The sequence below is a fragment of the Kineococcus aridisoli genome, from assembly GCF_050871885.1.
In the GTDB taxonomy this organism is placed as follows: Bacteria; Actinomycetota; Actinomycetes; order Actinomycetales; family Kineococcaceae; genus Kineococcus.
On the sequence record NZ_JBJLSF010000007.1, the window covers coordinates 56,343 to 73,512 of the forward strand.

14 protein-coding genes and 1 pseudogene are annotated in these 17,170 nt (G+C 77.0%); 8 read left to right on the forward strand and 7 right to left on the reverse strand.

Features of this window, described 5'->3' with window-relative positions:
• Nucleotides 1–143 precede the first annotated feature (143 nt).
• The gene (locus tag ACRYM2_RS03645) at nucleotides 144–989 is read right to left on the reverse strand and encodes a VOC family protein (RefSeq protein ID WP_432519956.1); all 846 of its coding nucleotides are present in this window, start codon (nucleotides 987–989) and stop codon (nucleotides 144–146) included.
• A gap of 74 nt (nucleotides 990–1,063) precedes the next feature.
• On the opposite strand from ACRYM2_RS03645, the gene ACRYM2_RS03650 reads away from it, so the two are divergent.
• Nucleotides 1,064–1,411: a putative quinol monooxygenase gene (locus ACRYM2_RS03650; RefSeq protein ID WP_432519957.1), complete on the forward strand. Its 348-nt coding sequence runs from the start codon at nucleotides 1,064–1,066 to the stop codon at nucleotides 1,409–1,411.
• A pseudogene (locus ACRYM2_RS03655) lies at nucleotides 1,402–2,520 on the forward strand (endo-1,4-beta-xylanase); the annotation flags it as partial. The gene ACRYM2_RS03650 and the pseudogene ACRYM2_RS03655, both read left to right, overlap by 10 nt.
• 22 nt (nucleotides 2,521–2,542) lie before the next feature.
• Here ACRYM2_RS03655 and ACRYM2_RS03660 read toward each other — a convergent pair.
• Nucleotides 2,543–3,346 (reverse strand): SDR family NAD(P)-dependent oxidoreductase, encoded by an 804-nt coding sequence (locus tag ACRYM2_RS03660; RefSeq protein WP_432519991.1) that lies wholly within the window; start codon nucleotides 3,344–3,346, stop codon nucleotides 2,543–2,545.
• 101 nt (nucleotides 3,347–3,447) lie between these two features.
• Here ACRYM2_RS03660 and ACRYM2_RS03665 point away from each other — a divergent pair, with 101 nt between their 5' ends.
• Entirely contained in the window at nucleotides 3,448–4,689 is a 1,242-nt protein-coding gene (locus ACRYM2_RS03665) for a hypothetical protein (RefSeq protein WP_432519958.1), read from the forward strand.
• Between the two features lie 55 nt (nucleotides 4,690–4,744).
• Here the strand turns inward: ACRYM2_RS03665 and ACRYM2_RS03670 are convergent, their stop codons facing one another.
• Entirely contained in the window at nucleotides 4,745–6,766 is a 2,022-nt protein-coding gene (locus tag ACRYM2_RS03670) for an ATP-binding SpoIIE family protein phosphatase (RefSeq protein WP_432519959.1), read from the reverse strand.
• Nucleotides 6,767–6,874: 108 nt separating this feature from the next.
• Nucleotides 6,875–7,768 carry a LysR family transcriptional regulator gene (locus ACRYM2_RS03675; protein ID WP_432519993.1) on the reverse strand — a complete coding sequence of 298 codons (894 nt, stop codon included), beginning with the start codon at nucleotides 7,766–7,768 and terminating at the stop codon, nucleotides 6,875–6,877.
• A gap of 103 nt (nucleotides 7,769–7,871) precedes the next feature.
• Between ACRYM2_RS03675 and ACRYM2_RS03680 the strand changes: the two genes are divergently transcribed.
• The gene (locus ACRYM2_RS03680; protein WP_432519961.1) at nucleotides 7,872–9,209 is read left to right on the forward strand and encodes an MFS transporter; all 1,338 of its coding nucleotides are present in this window, start codon (nucleotides 7,872–7,874) and stop codon (nucleotides 9,207–9,209) included.
• Nucleotides 9,210–9,265: 56 nt separating this feature from the next.
• Here ACRYM2_RS03680 and thrS read toward each other — a convergent pair whose 3' ends face one another.
• Complete coding sequence (gene thrS, locus ACRYM2_RS03685; protein WP_432519962.1) at nucleotides 9,266–10,519, reverse strand: threonine--tRNA ligase; 1,254 nt, start codon at nucleotides 10,517–10,519, stop codon at nucleotides 9,266–9,268.
• A 199-nt stretch (nucleotides 10,520–10,718) separates the two neighbouring features.
• On the opposite strand from thrS, the gene ACRYM2_RS03690 reads away from it, so the two are divergent.
• The 3 genes from ACRYM2_RS03690 to ACRYM2_RS03700 all read left to right on the forward strand — a co-directional run bounded on the left by ACRYM2_RS03690 (nucleotide 10,719) and on the right by ACRYM2_RS03700 (nucleotide 13,533).
• Nucleotides 10,719–11,222 carry a GNAT family N-acetyltransferase gene (locus ACRYM2_RS03690; RefSeq protein ID WP_432519964.1) on the forward strand — a complete coding sequence of 168 codons (504 nt, stop codon included), beginning with the start codon at nucleotides 10,719–10,721 and terminating at the stop codon, nucleotides 11,220–11,222.
• 141 nt (nucleotides 11,223–11,363) lie between these two features.
• Nucleotides 11,364–12,620: an RNase A-like domain-containing protein gene (locus ACRYM2_RS03695; protein WP_432519966.1), complete on the forward strand. Its 1,257-nt coding sequence runs from the start codon at nucleotides 11,364–11,366 to the stop codon at nucleotides 12,618–12,620.
• A gap of 25 nt (nucleotides 12,621–12,645) precedes the next feature.
• On the forward strand, nucleotides 12,646–13,533 hold the full coding sequence (locus ACRYM2_RS03700; protein ID WP_432519968.1) for a hypothetical protein: 888 nt from the start codon (nucleotides 12,646–12,648) through the stop codon (nucleotides 13,531–13,533).
• Between the two features lie 44 nt (nucleotides 13,534–13,577).
• On the opposite strand, the gene ACRYM2_RS03705 is transcribed toward ACRYM2_RS03700, so the two are convergent.
• Together ACRYM2_RS03705 and add are read right to left on the reverse strand one after the other, a co-directional pair.
• Entirely contained in the window at nucleotides 13,578–14,759 is a 1,182-nt protein-coding gene (locus tag ACRYM2_RS03705; protein WP_432519969.1) for a M20 family metallopeptidase, read from the reverse strand.
• A 41-nt stretch (nucleotides 14,760–14,800) separates the two neighbouring features.
• The gene (gene add / locus ACRYM2_RS03710; protein ID WP_432519970.1) at nucleotides 14,801–15,823 is read right to left on the reverse strand and encodes an adenosine deaminase; all 1,023 of its coding nucleotides are present in this window, start codon (nucleotides 15,821–15,823) and stop codon (nucleotides 14,801–14,803) included.
• Nucleotides 15,824–16,016: 193 nt separating this feature from the next.
• Between add and ACRYM2_RS03715 the strand changes: the two genes are divergently transcribed.
• The gene (locus ACRYM2_RS03715; RefSeq protein ID WP_432519972.1) at nucleotides 16,017–17,156 is read left to right on the forward strand and encodes an alpha/beta hydrolase; all 1,140 of its coding nucleotides are present in this window, start codon (nucleotides 16,017–16,019) and stop codon (nucleotides 17,154–17,156) included.
• Nucleotides 17,157–17,170: the final 14 nt, after the last annotated feature.

Sequence of the window (17,170 nt, forward strand, 5' to 3'; positions counted from 1 at the left end):
ACCGCCCGATCCACCGCCCGATCCACCGCCCGATCCACCGCCCGATCCACCGCCCGATCCACCGCCCGACCGTCCGAGGGAGGACAGCGATGACCACCGCAGCCGAGGCCCCCGCCCGCCGCGGGCGGGACCGCCCGCGGCGCTCAGCCGCCCGCGGCGGGGGAGAAACCCGGCGGCAGCAGCGCCAGCGTCGTCCCGTCCGCGTCGAGCAGGCGCCGGCCGGGACCCTCCAGCGCGGAGGCGCGCGCCCGCAGCCGCCGCTCGGCCAGCTCCGGGTCCCCCGTCGTCAGCCCGACGGCCCGCAGGCCGGTGCGCCCCGGGTCGTCGGCGGCGGCGGGCAGCGGCGCGACGTCGTAGGAGAACAGCTCCAGCGTCCCGCGGCCCGCGGCCAGGTAGCTGCGCACGTACCCGCGCTCGTCGCCGGGGTGCGGAACCTGCCCCAGCGCGGGCAGCGCCAGGTCGTCGCGGTAGGTGGCCAGCGCGCGGTCGAGGTCGGCGGTGGTGAGGGCCGCGTGGTCCAGCACGAGGGCCTCGCCCGGGGCGGCCGCCGCGTCCCGCTCGGCGACCAGTTCCGCGTTCCACACCGTCGTGTGCACCAGGCGCCCGGCCACGAGCTCGACGAGGGCGCCGTCCGGGTCGGAGAAGAAGACGATGCGGACCTCGCCGAGCGCGGTCATCGGGGCGATGGCGAACGGCACGCCCGCGGCCCGCACCCGCTCCGCCCAGGCGTCGACGTCGGCCACCGTGAAACCCACGTGGCGCAGTCCCGACTGGTGGTTCACCACCTGCCACCCCGCCGGTTCCGGGCGCGGCCGGCGCACGAGGTGCACCAGACCGCTCCCGGCGTCCAGCCACGCCTCCTCGTCGGTGGCGGGCGCGCCGGCGGCGACGGGCAGGCCCAGCAGGCCGGTCCAGAAGCCGAGGCTGCGCTCGAGGTCCACCACGCCGAGTTCCACGTGGTGCAGGGTCGTCGTGGGGTTCGGGTCCACGCCACCACTGCACACCCGCACCGCCCGCGCGTCAACGCCTCTGCCGCACCACGCCCGGCCGCGGAGGTGGCCTGATGCTCGCCCTGCTCGTGCGCTTCGCGGTGCCCGACGCGGTCGCCGCCGCCCGCTTCGACGCGCTGCTCGCCGCGGCGCTGCCCGCCGTCCGCGAGGAGCCGGGGACCCTGCTCTACGCGCCGAGCACCGTGCCCGCCGAACCCCTCGTGCGCGTCGTCTTCGCCGTCTACGCCGACGAGGCCGCCCACGCGGTGCACGACCGCGCGCCGGGGATGTCCGCGTTCCTCGCGGAACTGCCGGCGCTCACCACCTCCGTCCGGGTCGAGGAGCTGCAGCCGGCGACGCTGATCGGCTCCCCGGCTCCGCTCGACCCCGCACCCCACCGAGAGGCCCCACCATGTCCGTGACCCACCGCGAACCCGTCTCCTCGCCCGCCTCCCGCGACGAGCGCCTGGCGCACCGCAGCGGCGAGACCGTCCTGACCGTGCGCACCCCCGACGGCCGCCCGCTGGCCGGTGCGCCGGTGAGCGTGGAGCAGCGCAGGCACGCGTTCACGTTCGGCTGCATCGGATTCGACTTCATCGCCCACGCCAACGGCGAGCGCCCCGGCGAGCGGCCCGCCTCGTTCTTCGGCAAGGAGGCGCCGCACGAGGGCGTGGAGCAGCTCGCGGCCGACTGGTTCGAGCTGTTCAACACCACGACGCTGCCGTTCTACTGGGGCGAGTTCGAACCCGTCCGCGGCCGCCCGGACACCGAGCGGCTGCTGCGCACCGCCCGCTGGTTCACCGAGCGCGGGGCGGCCGTCAAGGGGCACCCGCTGACCTGGCACACCGCGGCGCCCTCGTGGCTGCTGGGGCTGGACGAGCACGAGGTCCTCGCCGCGCTGCGCGCGCGCATCCACCGCGAGGTCACCACCTTCGCCGGGCTCGTCGACACCTGGGACGCCGTCAACGAGGCGGTGATCATGCCCGACTACGACAAGCACGACAACGGGATCACCCGGCTCAGCCGCGCGCTGGGGCGGGTCGGCACCGTGCGGGTGGCCTTCGAGGAGGCGCGCGCCGCCAACCCCGGCGCCACGCTGCTGCTCAACGACTTCAACCTCTCGCCCGACTACGAGCGCCTCGTCGAGGAGTGCCTGGAGGCCGGCGTGCGCATCGACGCCCTCGGCCTGCAGAGCCACATGCACAAGGGCTACTGGGGCGAGCAGCGCACGCTGGAGGTGCTGGAGCGCTTCACCCGCTTCGGCCTGCCGCTGCACTTCACCGAGAACACGCTGGTCTCCGGCGACCTCATGCCCTCCTCCGTCGGCGACCTCAACGACCACCAGGTGCCCTCCTGGCCCTCCACGCCCGAGGGCGAGCAGCGCCAGGCCGACGAGGTCGCCCGCCACTACCGCACCCTGTGGTCGCACCCGGCGGTGCACGCCGTGAACTACTGGGGGCTCTCCGACGCCGGCGCCTGGCTGGGCGCCCCCGTGGGGCTGGTGCGCGCCGACGGCACCCGCAAGCCCTCCTACGAGGCGCTGCACGCCCTCGTCAAGGGCGAGTGGTGGCTGGCGCCGACGACGACCGCCACCGACGAGCACGGGCGCGTCGCGGTGCGCGGCTCGCTGGGCGGGTACGCGGTCTCCGCGGCCGGTGCCACGGCCACCTTCGGCATCGAGGCCCCCGGCAGCGCCGCCGCCGACGTGACCCTGGTCGCCGACCGCTGACCGGGCGACCGGCGGGGGCGCGCTCGGCGACCCAGGCGCTGAACTCCTCGTCGGTCACGAGCGCGGCGTTCATCTCGGTGGCGGAGTAGCCGGGGGAGATGGCGTTGACCTGGACCCCGGAGCGGGCCAGGTCGGCGGCCATCCCCATGGTGAGCACGACGATGCCGCCCTTGGTGGCTGCGTGCGGGGCGATCGTGCGGCGCGCCAGCACCGACTGCACCGAGCCGATGTCGACGACCTTGCCGGAGCCGCGCTCGGCCATCGCCGGGGTGATCGCGCGCGAGACGTGGAAGGCGCTGGAGAGGTTCGCGCTGACGGCGGCGTCCCAGTCGCCCACCGCGAACTGGGTGAACGGCGCCCGACGCTGGATGCCGACGTTGTTCACCAGCACGTCGGGCACGCCGTGGCGCTCGATGAGCTCCGCGCAGCCGACCGCGACCGCGGCGGCGTCGGTGACGTCGAAGCCGGCCGTCTCCACCCGCGTCCCCGTCGCCTCCGCCAGCTCGGCGGTCACCCGGGCCAGGCGCTGCTCGTCGCGCCCGTGCAGGACCACCCGCGCGCCGGCGCGTGCCAGGCCGGTGGCCAGGGCCAGGCCCAGCCCGCGGGTGGAGCCGGTGACGAGGGCGATGCGGCCGGTGACGCCGAAGAGGGGCTCGCACCCTCCAGCGCGGCGCCGCCGCGAGCGGCCCGCGGTGGAACCGGGGGCGCCCGGGGTGACAGGCTGGCTCCGTGGCACGCGACGACGACACCTCCCCGGACACCTCCCTGGTCGGCGACTCCTACGCGGCGGGCGAGGCGGCGCTGCGCGAGCTGCGCGAGCCGCTGCGGGCCTGGCTGGAGCAGAACGCGCTCGTCGACGAGGAGGTGGGCGCCGACGCGGTCGTGGAGGCCCTCACCGTGGCCGTCGGCGGGCTGCTCACCGTCCGGCCCGGGGCCGTGCTCACCCGCCTGGGCCCCGAGGACGTCGAGGCGCTCGTCGAGCGGGTGGTCCCCGCGATGGTCGCCGACACCGGCACGCCCGACCCCGAGGACATGGAGGAGGACCTGCAGGCGGTCTTCTACCAGTTCCTGCGCTTCCTCGGCGACACCGGCCGCTGGACCGGCTCCGAGGGGGACCTGGAGACCGACCTGACGCTGCTGGCCGGCGAGCCGCCGGAGATCGACGCCGTCATGGCCGAGGCCGCCGCCGAGGTCGACGAGGCGGAGGAGGACGCCGCGGTCCTGGCCTCCTTCCCCGTGCTGGCCGCCCGGGCCGTGCTGGAGCAGGTCGGCGAGGGCCTCGACGTGCCCGACGACGAGGAGCTCGCCGCCGACGACGTCACCGCGGTCCTGGCCTCCTTCGAGCACCGCATCCCGATCACCGCCGACGTCGAGGGCGAGCCGCAGCGGCTGGAGGACGTGCCGTGGCTGCGGCAGGTCGTCCTCACGATGCTCGAGCTGGACCTGCTCGACGGCGAGGACGAGACCCTCCTCGTGCCCGGCGCGGAGGCCGACGGCTGGCTGGAGCCGGTGCCCGAGGCGCGCGAGCTGCGCCGCCACCTCGTCGGCCGCTTCGTCCTCGACGACCCCGCCACCCTCGACGGCGGGTTCTCCGTCGCCGAGGCGGTGCTGCCGACGATCCTGGCCTCCGCGATGGCCGGCACCCCCTTCGACGAGGCGGCGCTCGGCGAGCTCGTCGAGAACGCCGCCGCGCTCGGCCCCGCCGCCGGGGTGGCCGTCGACGAGCTGCGCGAGCGGATGTCCGACCTCGCCGTGTTCGGCATCGTCAGCGAGGAGCCGCCGTGGACGGTGGCGCGCGGGTACTGGCCGGCGCTCGCGGCCGCGGTGGCCGCCGGCGGCGGGGAGGGCGACGTGCTCGGCGACCTGTTCGGCCAGGACGGCGAACCGCACTGGTTCGAGTCGGTCATGGGCCAGCTCGGCATGGGCGGCGACCAGGTGCAGCAGATCCGCAACATCCTCGGCGGGCGCTGAGCCGGGGCGCCGGGCGCGGGGCGGTGGGGGCGGGCGCCCGACGGCGGGCGCCCGCTCAGACCTCCACGGCCAGGTGCGCCCACACCGTCTTGCCGTCGTCCTCGCCCTGCACGCCCCAGTCGTCCGCGACGGCCTCCACGATGCCCAGACCGCGCCCGCCCAGCGCCTCCGGCCCCGCCGCGCGCTCCAGCGGGGAGCGGGGCGAGCGGTCGCGCACCGCGATCGTCAGCCGGCGCGCGGCCGCGTCGAAGCGCAGCGTCAGCCCCGCACCGCCGCCGGCGTGCACGAGCGCGTTCGTCACCAGCTCCGAGAGCACCAGCTCCGCCTCGTCCAGCAGCTCCTCGGCCGACCACGCCACCAGCCGCGCCCGCAGCAGCTCGCGCCCGCTCGCCACCGAGCGCACGTCCGGCGGCAGCCACGCGCTCGCCTCCAGCGGCCGCCCGCCCGCTCCGGCGTACGTCGTCACCAGCAGCGCCGCGTCGTCGGTGAGGGCGTGCGGGATCGCCTGGAGCAGCGCCGTGGCCAGCGCCTCCGCCGGGCGGGCGGGGCCGGCCTCCAGCAGCGCCGAGCGCAGCGCGGCCTCGCCCTCCTCCGACCCCACGCCCAGCACCTCCACGACCCCGTCGGTGTGCAGGACGACCGCCCCGCGACCGTGCAGCCGGTGGGTCGTCGTGGGGTACTCGGCGCCGGCCAGCACCCCCAGCGGCGGCCCGGGGTCCACCGGCGCCTCCCGCAGCCCGCCGTCGTCGACCACCAGCGGCGCCGGGTGGCCGGCCGAGGCCAGCGTCAGCACGCCCGTCCCGGTGTCCAGGCGCAGCAGGCAGCACGTGGCGAACAGGTCCTGCTGCAGGTCCACGAGCAGGCTGTTGGTGCGGGCCAGCGCCACCCCGGGGTCGTGGCCCTCGCTGACGTAGGCGCGCACCGCCGTGCGCAGCTGCCCCATGAGCGCGGCCGCGCGCGTGCTGTGGCCCTGCACGTCGCCGATGACGAGCACCACCCCGTCCTCGGTGGCGACCGCGTCGTACCAGTCGCCGCCGATCTCGGCCCCGGCCAGCGCGGGGGAGTAGCGCACCGCGATCTGCAGCTCGGGCCGCTGCGGCAGCACCCGCGGCAGCATCCCGCTCTGCAGGTCGCGCGCCAGCTCGGCCAGCGCCGCGGTGGAGCGGGCCAGGTCCGCGCGGGCCTCGCGCTCGGCGTCCAGCAGCTGCGCGCGCTCCAGCGCCACCGACAGCTGCGCCGCCACGCCCGCGAACAGCTCCAGGTCCACCTCGCCCAGCGGCGAGCGGGTCCCCCAGTCCACCGCCAGCGCCCCCAGCGCGTCGCCGTCGCGGCCGAACAGCGGCACCACCAGGGCGCTGCCGCCGCGCGTGACGACCGGGGTGCGCGTGCGCACGGCCTCCGCGATCGCGTCGTCGGCCTCCAGGGCCACCTCGGCCGGCTGCGCGTGCGGCGGGTGCCCGTCGCCGACCAGCCGGCCGTCGTCGACCACGACGAGCGCCGCCGAGCGGCACTCCAGCACCTCGCACACCGCCACCGGCACCCGGGCGGTGATCTCCGAGCGCGTCGCGCTCGTCTGCAGCAGGTCCGTCACCCGCTCCAGCAGCGCCGCCCGCGCGGCCAGCGCCGTCGCCGTCCGCTCGGCGGCGCTCGCCAGCGCGGCCTGCACCGCCGTGCCCAGCGCCAGCGCGAGCACCGCGGCGGTGCGCTCGGCGTCCGGGCCGAAGCGGCCCGCACCGGTGGCCGTGAAGAGCACCGCACCGCGCCCGCCGCCCATCGGCGCGCACAGCGCGCTGCCCGGTGCCGCCGGCAGGCCCGGCACCTCGCGGCCCGGCAGGTGCACGGGCGCGGCCGCCGCGGCCTCGGCCGCGAACGGCGGCCGGTCGAGGTCGAGGAAGACGTCCCCGTCCACCAGGTACAGCTGCGCGCGCCCGGGGGCGGGCGCGCACCAGACGACGCAGTGCTCGGCCCCCAGCAGCCGCCGCCCCGCGCGGGCGGCGCGGCGCAGCAGGGCGGGCAGGTCGCCGGGACCCCCGGGACCGGTGAGCGCCCGCAGGTAGTCGTCCAGGCCGTCGAGCACCTGCGCACCGTACCCAGCGCGGCCGCACTCCTCGCGGCGGTCCGCGTCGCGGGCCGCGAGCGACGGGTCGGGAGGGGGCGGGCCGGGCGCGATGGGTCAGGGGGCGGGTCAGGAGGGGCGGGCCAGGCTGCCGGGGCCGCCGGCCAGGACGGCGGCCGCCAGCGCCCGCGAGGCGGGGCGGTCCTCGGTGCGGGGGTTGGTGAGCAGCACCAGGTCGATCTGGCCGAGCTCGGGCAGCTTGTGCTGCGGGCCCAGCGCCACCAGCTGCACCGGCACCAGCGAGCCGGCCAGGCAGGAGACGCCGATGCCGGAGGCGACGGCCGCGATGAGGCCGTTGACGCCGCGGCACACGCACGCCGAGCGGTACCCGATGCCGACGCGGTCGAGGGCCTGGTGCATGGCCGTCGCGCTCAGCGAGGGGCCCGGGTAGACGGCCAGCGGCACCGGCTGGGTGAGGTCCAGGCGCGTGGACGGGTTGCCCACCCACACCAGCCGCTCGCGCTTGACGAGCTTGCCCTCGCCGGAACCGCGCGGGCGCTTGCCGATGAAGATGTCGAGGCGGTCGTTCTCCAGCCGGCGGTGCAGCGTCCCCGACTGGTCGACGGTCAGCTCCAGGTCCACCCGCGGGTTCTGCGTGCGGAAGTCGCGCAGGATCTGCGGCAGCCGCGTCAGCGCGAGGTCGTCGGACATGCCGATGCGCAGCCGGCCCACCGGCCGGGCGCCGGAGAAGTACGCGGCGGCCTGCTCGTGGGCGGCCAGGATCGAACGGGCGAAACCGATCATGGCCTCGCCGTCGGCGGTGAGCGCCACCGAGTGCGTGTCGCGGTGCACCAGCTGGCGGCCCACGGCGTCCTCGAGCTTGCGCACGTGCTGGCTGACCGTCGACTGCCGCACGCCCAGCCGCGCGGCGGCCTGGGTGAAGGAGTGGGTCTGCGCGACGGCCAGGAAGGAGCGCAGCTGCACCGGCTCGAAGGTGGCGGTCGGTCCCCGGCCAGCCGTCATGGTCACCGCCCCGTCGCGCGTCCCGTCGCCCGTCATCACGACACGTGATGACTGATAAGCCGCCCATGCGGGCGCCTGGAGCTGCACCCTACCCACGGGGGCGGTGACACTGGAAGCACACCGCAGGGGGACGCACGAGGGGTACCACGACGTGACACCGGCAGCCGCCGAGGCCAGCACCGAGTCGACCGGCACGAGCGCACCACCGGGCCGCGGTGGGACGTTCGCCGCGCTGTCCGTGCGCAACTTCCGCATCTACTCCACCGGTCAGCTGTTCGCCAACACCGGCGTGTGGGTGCAGAACATCGCCCTCGACTGGCTGACGCTGGAACTGACGCACTCGCCCGCCGCCGTGGGCATCGCGATGGCGCTGCAGTTCCTGCCGATCCTGCTGCTGGGCATGGTCGGCGGGATGGTCGCCGACCGCTACCCCAAGCGGAACATCCTGATCGTCACCCAGCTGTGCAGCGCCTCCGTCGCCGCGACGCTGGCCGTGCTCACCCTCAGCGGGCAGATCACCGTCGGCGCGATCTACGTCCTCGCCGTCGTCGGCGGCCTCGTCGTCGCCCTGGACAACCCGACCCGCCAGTCGTTCGTCGGGGAAGTTGTTCCGCCGCAGCATGTCCGCAACGCGATCGCGCTGAACTCCGCGGTGTTCCAGAGCACCCGCCTCGTGGGGCCGGCGCTGTCCAGCCTGCTCATCGGCACCGTGGGCACCGGCTGGGCCTTCGCCGTCAACGCCCTGCTATACCTCGGGCCCACGATCACCCTGGCGACGATGCGCACCGACGAGCTGCGCCCCACCCCGGCCCTGCCGCGCGCCCGTGGGCAGCTGCGCTCGGCGCTGCGCTACGTCGCCGACCGCCCGCACGTGGGCTGGACGATCGCCCTCGTCGGCGTCTTCGGCACCTTCGGGCTGAACTTCCCCGTCGTCCTCACCGCGATGGCCAGCGAGACGTTCTCCGCCGGCGCGGGGTTGTACGGGGCGTTCAACATCGTCCTCGCCGTCGGGTCCATCACCGGGGCGCTGCTGGCCGGCAGCCGCACGAACACCCGGCTGCGGACCATCCTCGTGCTGGCCGCCGCCTTCGGCGCCGCGCAGGCGCTCGCGGCGTTCGCCCCCAACCTCGGGACGTTCATCGCCGTCCTCGTCGTCATGGGCGTCACCAACCTCGCCTTCCAGGCGATCGCGAACTCCTCCGTGCAGCTGTGGGTGGACCCGGAGTTCCGCGGCCGCGTCATGGGGCTGTACGTCCTGGTGTTCATGGGCGGCACGCCCATCGGCGGCCCGATCATCGGCTGGATCACCGAGCACGCCGGGGCGCGCACGGGCATGGCGGTCTGCGGGCTCGTGCCGCTCGCCGTCGCGCTGGCGATGATCGGCGTCCTCGCGCTGCAGCCGGTGCGGGCGCGCCGGCGCGAGGCCGTGCTCGCGGGCTGATCCCCGCCGCCCGGCCCCGCGCCCACCGCCGGTCCCGCGCCCGGCGCCGCCCGGGTTCAGGCCGAGAAGCCACTGCGCTCGCGCCGCCGCCCGCGCACCTCGGCCAGCAACCCCTCGTGCAGCACCGCCACCGGGACCCGGGCCGCGGCCGCGCCCGGCGCGCCCGCGGAGACCGACCCGTCGGCCAGCTCGGCGTCGCCGAGGACCGCCACGTGCGGGACGCGGCGCTCGCGGGCCGCGCGCACCCGCCGCGGCAGCGGGCCGTCCGCGGCCACCTCCACCCGCAGCCCGTCCGCGGACAACCGGTCGGCGAGGGCCCGCGCGGCGGCGCCGTGGCGTTCCCCGCTCACCGGCAGCACCTGCAGCTGCACCGGTGACAGCCAGGTCGCCAGCCACCCGTCGTCCGCCTCCAGCAGCAGCGCGGTCAGCCGCTCCATCGAGCTCAGCAGCCCGCGGTGCACCAGCACGGGCCGGTGCGCGGCGCCGTCGGCGCCGGTGTAGGTGAGCCCGAACCGCTCCGGCTGCACGTGGTCGACCTGCACGGTGGACAGGGTCTCCTCCCGGCCGCGGCCGTCCAGCACCTGCACGTCCACCTTCGGCCCGTAGAACGCGGCCTCACCGGCGGCCTCCTCGTGCTCCACGCCCAGCTCCGCCAGCGCCTCGCGCAGCGCCCCCTCCGCGCTCGCCCAGACCGCGTCGTCGCCCAGGTGCGCCTGCGCCGCCCCGCGCACCGACAGCCGGTAGCGGTGCACCCGGATCCCCAGGACGTCGTAGGCGTGCCGGACGGCGCGCAGCGCGGTGACGACCTCCTCGACGACCTGGTCGGGGCGGCAGAAGGAGTGCGCGTCGTCCAGGGTGATCTGCCGGACCCGGCTGAGGCCGGTGAGCACGCCGGACAGCTCGCTGCGGAACATCGAGCCCAGCTCCGCCAGGCGCACCGGCAGGTCGCGGTGGCTGTGCGGGCGGGCGGCGAACACCTGGGCGTGGTGCGGGCAGTTCGCCGGGCGCAGCACGAACTCCTCCCCGCCCACCCGCACCGGCGGGAACATGTCGGCGGAGAACTTCCGCCAGTGCCCCGAGCGCTCGAACAGCTCCCGCTTGGCCAGCACGGGGGTGTGCACGCGGCGGCAGCCGGTGGCCAGCGACAGCTCCAGCGCGAAGCGCTCCAGCTCGGCGCGCACGACGGCGCCGGCGGGCAGCCACAGCGGCAGCCCCGGACCCACGAGCGGTGAGGTGTCGAACAGGTCCAGGCGGCGGCCCAGGGCCGGGTGGGCGCTCAGCGCGTGGTCTTCGGCGTGGTCCACGTCCATCGGACGTCCTCCTTCGGGGAGGGGAACGCCGGGGACGCGAAGAGCCCCGGGGAGTTCCCCGGGGCTCGGACTCGTCAGCTCAGTGCTGCGCGCGGCGCCGGAGGTTTCCCGGCGTCGTCGTGGACTGGCTGCGAGGCATCACCCGGCCAGGGTGGCACGATGGGCGGCCCGGCGTCGAGGCGGTTTCCCGGAGGTCGTCGTGCTGCAGCTGGACCCGGTGGTCCCCGCGGACACCGACGCGCTGTTCGGGATCCTCTCCGACCCCGCCGGGTGGTGGTTCGACCCCGCGGGCCGGCACCGCGACGTCGGCACGACGCGCCGCTGGGTCGAGCGGGCGGCCGGGCGGTGGGGCAGCGACGGGCTGAGCTACTGGACGGTGCGCCTGCCCGGCACCGGGGAGGTCGTCGGGGTCGGCGGCGCCCAGCGGCACCGCTCGGGGGTGTGGAACCTCTACTACCGCATCGCCGCGGCGCACCAGCGCAACGGCTACGCGCTGGAGCTGGGGAGCGCCGGCATCGACGCCGCGCACGCCGCCGACCCCGCCCGCCCCGTCGTCGCCTGGGTGGCCGAGCACAACCACCCCTCGCGCCGCGTCGCCGAGCGCTTGGGCCTGCGGCTGCACGGCCTGCACGTCGACGCCGCCGACGGCGCGGTGCGGCTGGCCTACGCCGACCGCCCGCTGCGGGAGGCGCCGCCCGCCTGACCCGGCGCCGGAACCCCGCGGGTCCGCGGTCCCCCGCGATCCGCGGATCCACAGGGCCCCGGCGCTCCCCGGGACCTGTGGAGGAACCCGGCGGGTGCCCTCGCGGCTGCTTGGCTCCACCCCACCGGGAGGAGGTGGGGGATGGACGAGCTGTCGACGCTGTCGCCGGAGGCGGCCGACGGGGCCGCGGCGGCGGCGCGCGCGGTGGCCGCGGAACTGGCGGGGACCACCACCCGCGTCGCGGCTGCGGTCGACGCCGTCGGCGGCTGGTACGGCGCCGCGCGCGGCGGTTTCGCCGACCGCGTCGCGGAGCTGCACGGCCACCTCGGCCTGCTCACCGGAACCGCCGCCGCGGGAGCGGGGCTGATCGAGGCCTTCTCGCGCGAGCTGGGGGCGCTGCGGGGCCGGTTGCGCGGCGTCGACACCGCCGTCGAGCGGGTGCAGCAGCGCATCGGCACCGGTATCGGCATCGGCGACCTCGCCTCCTGGCACGCGGACCACGCGGAGCTGGAGCACTGGCAGGCCTCCCGCCGGCAGGCCCTGGCCGAGTTCGACACCGCCTGCGCCGACCTCGCGCAGCGGTTGCTGGCCCTCGTCCACGACGTGCCCGACCGCCCCCGCCGCGCCGCCGAGCACGTCGACGACGCCGTGCACGCCCTCGCCGCCGGGGTCGGGGACCAGGCCCACCTGGTGCTCGGGTGGGCCTGGGACGCGCCGGGCTGGCGCCGCTCCGTCGCCGGCCTGCCCGCGCGGCTGCTGGAGGCGGCGGAGCACCCCGTCGGCACCGCGCTCGCGGCGACGCCCCTCGACGACCTCGCCGACGGCCGCTACGGCGCCGCCGCCGGTTCGCTGGCGACGGCGCTGCTGGGCCGGGGGGTCGGCCGCGGGCCGGGGCCGGGCCCGCGGGACGCGCCACCGCCCGGCTCGCCGCTGCACCGGTACCTGGCAGCCGACGGGAACCCGCTGCCGCAGGCGCTCGGCGACCTGCTCACCGGGGTGGACCTGCGGCACAGCGAGGTGTTCGCCGGAGCGCACACCATCGCCCGGCACGTCGACGTCGACGACGCGTTCCTGCGGCGCAGGTTGCGGACGGGGGAGGTGGAGGGCGGTCTCGTCCAGCGCCGGCCGCCCGACGCCGCCTCGCGGTGGGCCGACCTGGAGACCGCCCAGGCGAGGATCGGCGAGGTCCTGCGCACGCACCGCGAGGAGATCGCGCAGGAGGCCGCGTCCGGTGAGAGGTCCATCGAGGTGCGCGCACCGGCGCCCGCGAGCGCGGGTTCCCTGTGGGTGCGGGAGGCCGACGGGCGGATCACCGCCCAGCCGGTGTCGTCGTGCAAGGTGGTCCTGTCGCGTGCCGCGGACGGGTCCTGGTTCGTCAAGACCGCATACCTGGAGTAGCGCAGTGGGGATCGTGTCAGCACCGGTGGAACTCGCGTTCAGCGAGGTCGGGGACGAGCTGTGCCCCCGGGAGGCGCTCGAGCGGGGGATCGCCCGGGCCGCGCGGCGCGGGGTGCTCGCGCGCGAGCGCGACCACTGGCGCGAGGTGCTCGCGGCGGCGGAGGCGGCCGACGACTACGCCGCCGCCGTCCGCCGCCTCGGGCACGTGAACCGGCAGGACCCGCCCGACGGGACCTCCTGGCGGCAGTGGGCGCGGTGGGTGGACCTGCGGATGACGGAGGCCGTGGACGACCCCGCCACCCTCGTGCACGACCTCGACGACGACCCCGGCTGGTGGAGCTGCGGCGGGTCCCTGGACATCGCGCCCGAGCGGGCGCGGGAGCTGCTGCGCGAGCGGGGGGAGCAGGCGCCCGCCGCGGGACCCGGCCGCCGCGCGCACCTCGTGGGGGACGTCGGCCGCGTCGTGGGGGAGGTCGTGCTGCTCGACCCGCACGGCGTCGAGCGCGCCCGGGTCCCGACGTCGCGGGTGGGGGTCGTGCTGGAGCGGGAGTCCCCCGGCGCCCCGGGGTGGGTGCTCGTGGGCGCGCACCCCGCCGCACCCGAGGAGGACGCGCGCGCCGCGGCCCGGCGGGAGCGGTGGCCGGTGCTCGCGGGCGCGCTGGGCGGCTGGTTCAGCAGCGCGGCCCTGGAACGGGTGCACCCCGACCTCAGCCAGCACCGGATGATGGCGGGGGAGGACGCGCGGTTCCGCGCCCGCCTGGCCGCCGAGCTCGGGGAGCTGCTGGCCCTCGGCGACGCGGACCTGCCCGCCGCCGTGCTCGCGCTGGGCTGCTCGATCGGACCGGCTCCCGCGCACCTGCGGCGGTGGCTGGGCTGGATGGCCTGGCGCGCCACGTACTTCGACTGGGCGTGAGGCGGGGCGGGTCGAGGTCGGGTCGAGGTGGGGTCGAGGTGGCGTCAGGTGGTCGCCAGCAGGGCGGCGAGCAGCGCCGTGCGCTGCAGCATCCCGGAGACCGTGGCGTGCTCGGAGCGCGCGTGCGCACCGCCGCCGACGGCGCCGAGCCCGTCCAGGACCGCCGCCCCGGCGGCCGAGGCGAAGTTGCCGTCGCTGGCCCCGCCGACGGCGACCTCCGGCAGCTCGAAGCCGAGGGCGGCGGCGAGGTCGCGGGCGCGCCCGTACAGCGCGGCGGTGCCCTCGGTGCGGGCCATGACGGGGCGGTTCCAGCGGCCCGTCACCTCGCAGACCACGCGCTCGTCGCCGGTGTCCAGGCCGGCCAGGACGGCGTCGACGCGCTCCTGCTCGGCCGGGTCGGAGACGCGGACGTCGATCGAGGCCCACGCGCGGCCCGGGGTCACGTTCGCGCGGGTGCCGCCGGAGACGACCCCGACGTTCACCGACGTGCCGGCGTCCAGGTCCGTGGCGGCGTGCAGCTGCTGGACGACCCGGGACAGGGCCAGCACGGCGCTCGCACCGGCCGTCGGGTCCAGGCCGGCGTGGGCCTCCACGCCGGTGAGGTGGACCTGGAAGAGGCCGACGCCCTTGCGGGCCGTCTTCACCGCACCCCCCGGGCCGCTGGCCTCCAGCACCAGCACGGCCGCGGCGGTGCGGGCCACGTCCTCGATGACGGGGCGGGCCACCGGCGAGCCGATCTCCTCGTCGCCGTTGAGCAGCAGCCGCACGTCGCGGCGGGGCACCCGCAGCTCGTCGAGGACGTCCAGCGCCCCGACGAGCTGCACGAGACCGGACTTCATGTCGAACACGCCCGGGCCGCGCAGCACGTCGCCCTCCAGGGAGAACGGGACCTCCGCGAGCGTGCCCAGGCTCCACACGGTGTCGTAGTGGGCGAGCACGACGACGGGCTCGCCGGGCAGCGACCCCGGCAGGTCGAGCACGACGGTGTCGCCGTGCTCGCCGCCGCCGGTGAGCGAGCGCGCCGCGGGGGCGCCCAGGCGCGCGGTCAGCCACGCCTCCACGAACTCCAGCCCGCGCTCCAGGGCGGCGCGGTCGTCGGAGGGCGTCTCGACCTCCACGTACGCGCGCAGGTCGGCGAGCATCCGCTCGCGGCGGGAGGCCACCCGGGCGAGCAGCTCGGGGGCGGGGACGGGCAGCGGCCGGGGCGGGGAGCTCACCCGGCCCATCCTGCCGCCGCCCGCTCCCGCGGGCCCCCGGGCGCGGCGGCTCAGAGGTCGGGCGCGGCCAGGGCCTCGTAGGCGTCCAGCTCGGCGAGGAACCGCTCGCGCACCTCCTCGTCCGCCCAGCTGATCTCGATGGCGTTGCGCTGCAGCTGGATCAGCTCGTCCGGGGTGAGGTCGGCCTGCCGGGTGAGGGCGATGAGGTTCTCCGTCACGTACCCGCCGAAGTACGCCGGGTCGTCGGAGTTGACGGTGACTCGGACCCCGCTGCGCAGCAGCTGCGCGATGACCGGCGCCTTGGAGTCGTCGGTGACGAAGGAGTTCGAGACGGGGCAGCAGGTCAGGCCCGTGCCGCGCTCGCGCAGCAGCTGCAGCAGCCGCGGGTCCTCCACGACGTTGGTGCCGTGGTCGATCCGGTCGACCTGGATGTCCTCCAGCACCTGGCGCAGGTGCTCGGTGCTGTCCTCCTGGTCGACGTCGCAGTGCGCGGTGAGCTTGAACCCCGCCGCGCGGGCGCGGGCGAACAGGTGCGCGAACTTCGCCGGCGGGTTCCCGCGCTCGTCGGAGTCCAGGCCGATGCCGACGACCTGCTTCCGGAAGCCCATCACCGCCTCGACCACCTCCTCGGCGCTCTCCACGGGCATGTCCCGCACGATGCACAGGATCAGCGCCGCGCTCAGCCCCAGCTCGCGCTGCGCCTCGAGCACCGCGTCGTGGTACCCGCCGACCACGTCGGCGAACGGCACCCCGCGCGCCACGTGGACCTGCGGGTCGAAGAACACCTCGGCGTGCAGGACGTTCTGCGAGGCGGCCTTGCGGAAGTACGCCATCGCCAGGTCGTGGAAGTCGCGGCGGGTGACGAGCACGTCCATCGCCGGGTAGTAGACGGCCAGGAAGGAGGCCAGGGAGTCGAAGGCGTAGGTGGCCCGCACCTCCTCGACGGTCCGCTGGCCGATGTCGACGCCGTTGCGCCGCGCCAGCTCCAGCTTCAGCTCCGGTTCGAGGGTGCCCTCCAGGTGCAGGTGCAGCTCGCACTTGGGCAGTCCGGCGGTGAAGGCGGCGAGGTCCATCGGCGCATCCTGCCGCAGCCGGCCGCCCCGCCCCAGCCAGTCCCCCCGCCCGGCGCCCGGCCCGGCTCCGGACCGGCGCCGGCCCGCGCGGCCGCAACACGTTCGTCACACGCGCGCAACGCGCCGCGCACGCCGACGCCGCAGGATCGAACCCCGGCGTGCGGCGCCGGGCAGCTCGAGGAGGGGAGCGGCCGTGGCCCGCAGCACCGTCCCGCCGTCCGCGCCGGACCCGCGCCCGGACCGCTGGTCGCCGCCCCGCCCGGACCCCCGGCTGGCCGACCCGGAGGTGGCGGCGTGGGTCGCCGGGCGGGCGCGGGCGACGCGCGGCTACCTGCCGCTGCACCTCGCGGGAGCGGCCACGGCCCGCTCGCGCGCCCGGCGCGGCGGCCCGGGGCCCGTCGACGACGAGCAGCTGCTCGTGCGCGACCTCGTCGTCCGCGGTGCGGCCGGGCCGCTGCCCGCCCGCTGCTACCGCCCCCGCACCGGCGCCCGCGCCACCGTGCTCTTCCTGCACGGCGGCGGCTGGGTCACCGGCGACCTCGACACCGACGACCCCACCTGCCGGCGGCTGGCCGCCGCCGCGGGTGCCGCGGTGCTCAGCCTCGGCTACCGGCTGGCGCCCGAGCACCCGTTCCCCGCGGGGCTGGAGGACGCCGCCGCGGTGCTGTGCCGGCTGGCCGACGGCGACCCGGCCGGGGCGCTCGGCGAGCTCGGGCTGCCCGCCGCCCCGCTGGCCGTCGCCGGTGCCGGGGCCGGCGGTCAGCTCGCCGCGCTGCTGGCCTTGCGCTCGCGCGCCGGGGACGTGCCGGCGCTCGCCCACCAGCTGCTGCTGTGCCCGGTGCTGGACTGCGACCTCGACCGCCCCTCGCACCGCGAGCACGAGGACCTCGGGCCCTCGGTGGCCGACCTGGCGTGGTTCTGGGGTGCGTACGTGCCCGACCGGGCCGCGCGCCGCAGCCCGCGGGTCAGCCCGCTGCGCGCGCCGCAGCTGGCCGGCCTGCCGCCGACGGCCGTCGTGGTCGCCGGTGCGGACCCGCTGCGCGACGAGGCCGTCGAGTTCTGCGCGCGCTTGCAGCAGGCCGGGGTGCCCGTGCGGCGCGTGCTCGTGGAGGGCGTGCCGCACGCCTTCCTCGAGGAGCCCGCGCTGGCCGGTGCGCAGCTGGCCGTGCGGGCGGCCGCCGAGCACCTGGCCGCGAGCCTCGACGCCGCTGCGGCGGGTGGGCGGGTGCTCGACCTGACGGGTGGGCGCGCGGGGGAGCGCACCGGGGAGCGCGCGGGGGAGCGCACGGGTGGCGTGGTGGTCGACCTGCGCGAGCGGGCCCGGCGGCCCTGAGCTCCCGCCCCTCC

Coding starts and splice junctions, on each gene's coding strand:
- ACRYM2_RS03650 (WP_432519957.1), top strand. CDS start 1,064: ATGCTCGCCCTGCTCGTGCGCTTCGCGGTGCCCGACGCGGTCGCCGCC.
- ACRYM2_RS03675 (WP_432519993.1), bottom strand. CDS start 7,768: ATGACGGCTGGCCGGGGACCGACCGCCACCTTCGAGCCGGTGCAGCTG.
- thrS (WP_432519962.1), bottom strand. CDS start 10,519: ATGGACGTGGACCACGCCGAAGACCACGCGCTGAGCGCCCACCCGGCC.
- ACRYM2_RS03695 (WP_432519966.1), top strand. CDS start 11,364: ATGGACGAGCTGTCGACGCTGTCGCCGGAGGCGGCCGACGGGGCCGCG.
- ACRYM2_RS03705 (WP_432519969.1), bottom strand. CDS start 14,759: ATGGGCCGGGTGAGCTCCCCGCCCCGGCCGCTGCCCGTCCCCGCCCCC.
- add (WP_432519970.1), bottom strand. CDS start 15,823: ATGGACCTCGCCGCCTTCACCGCCGGACTGCCCAAGTGCGAGCTGCAC.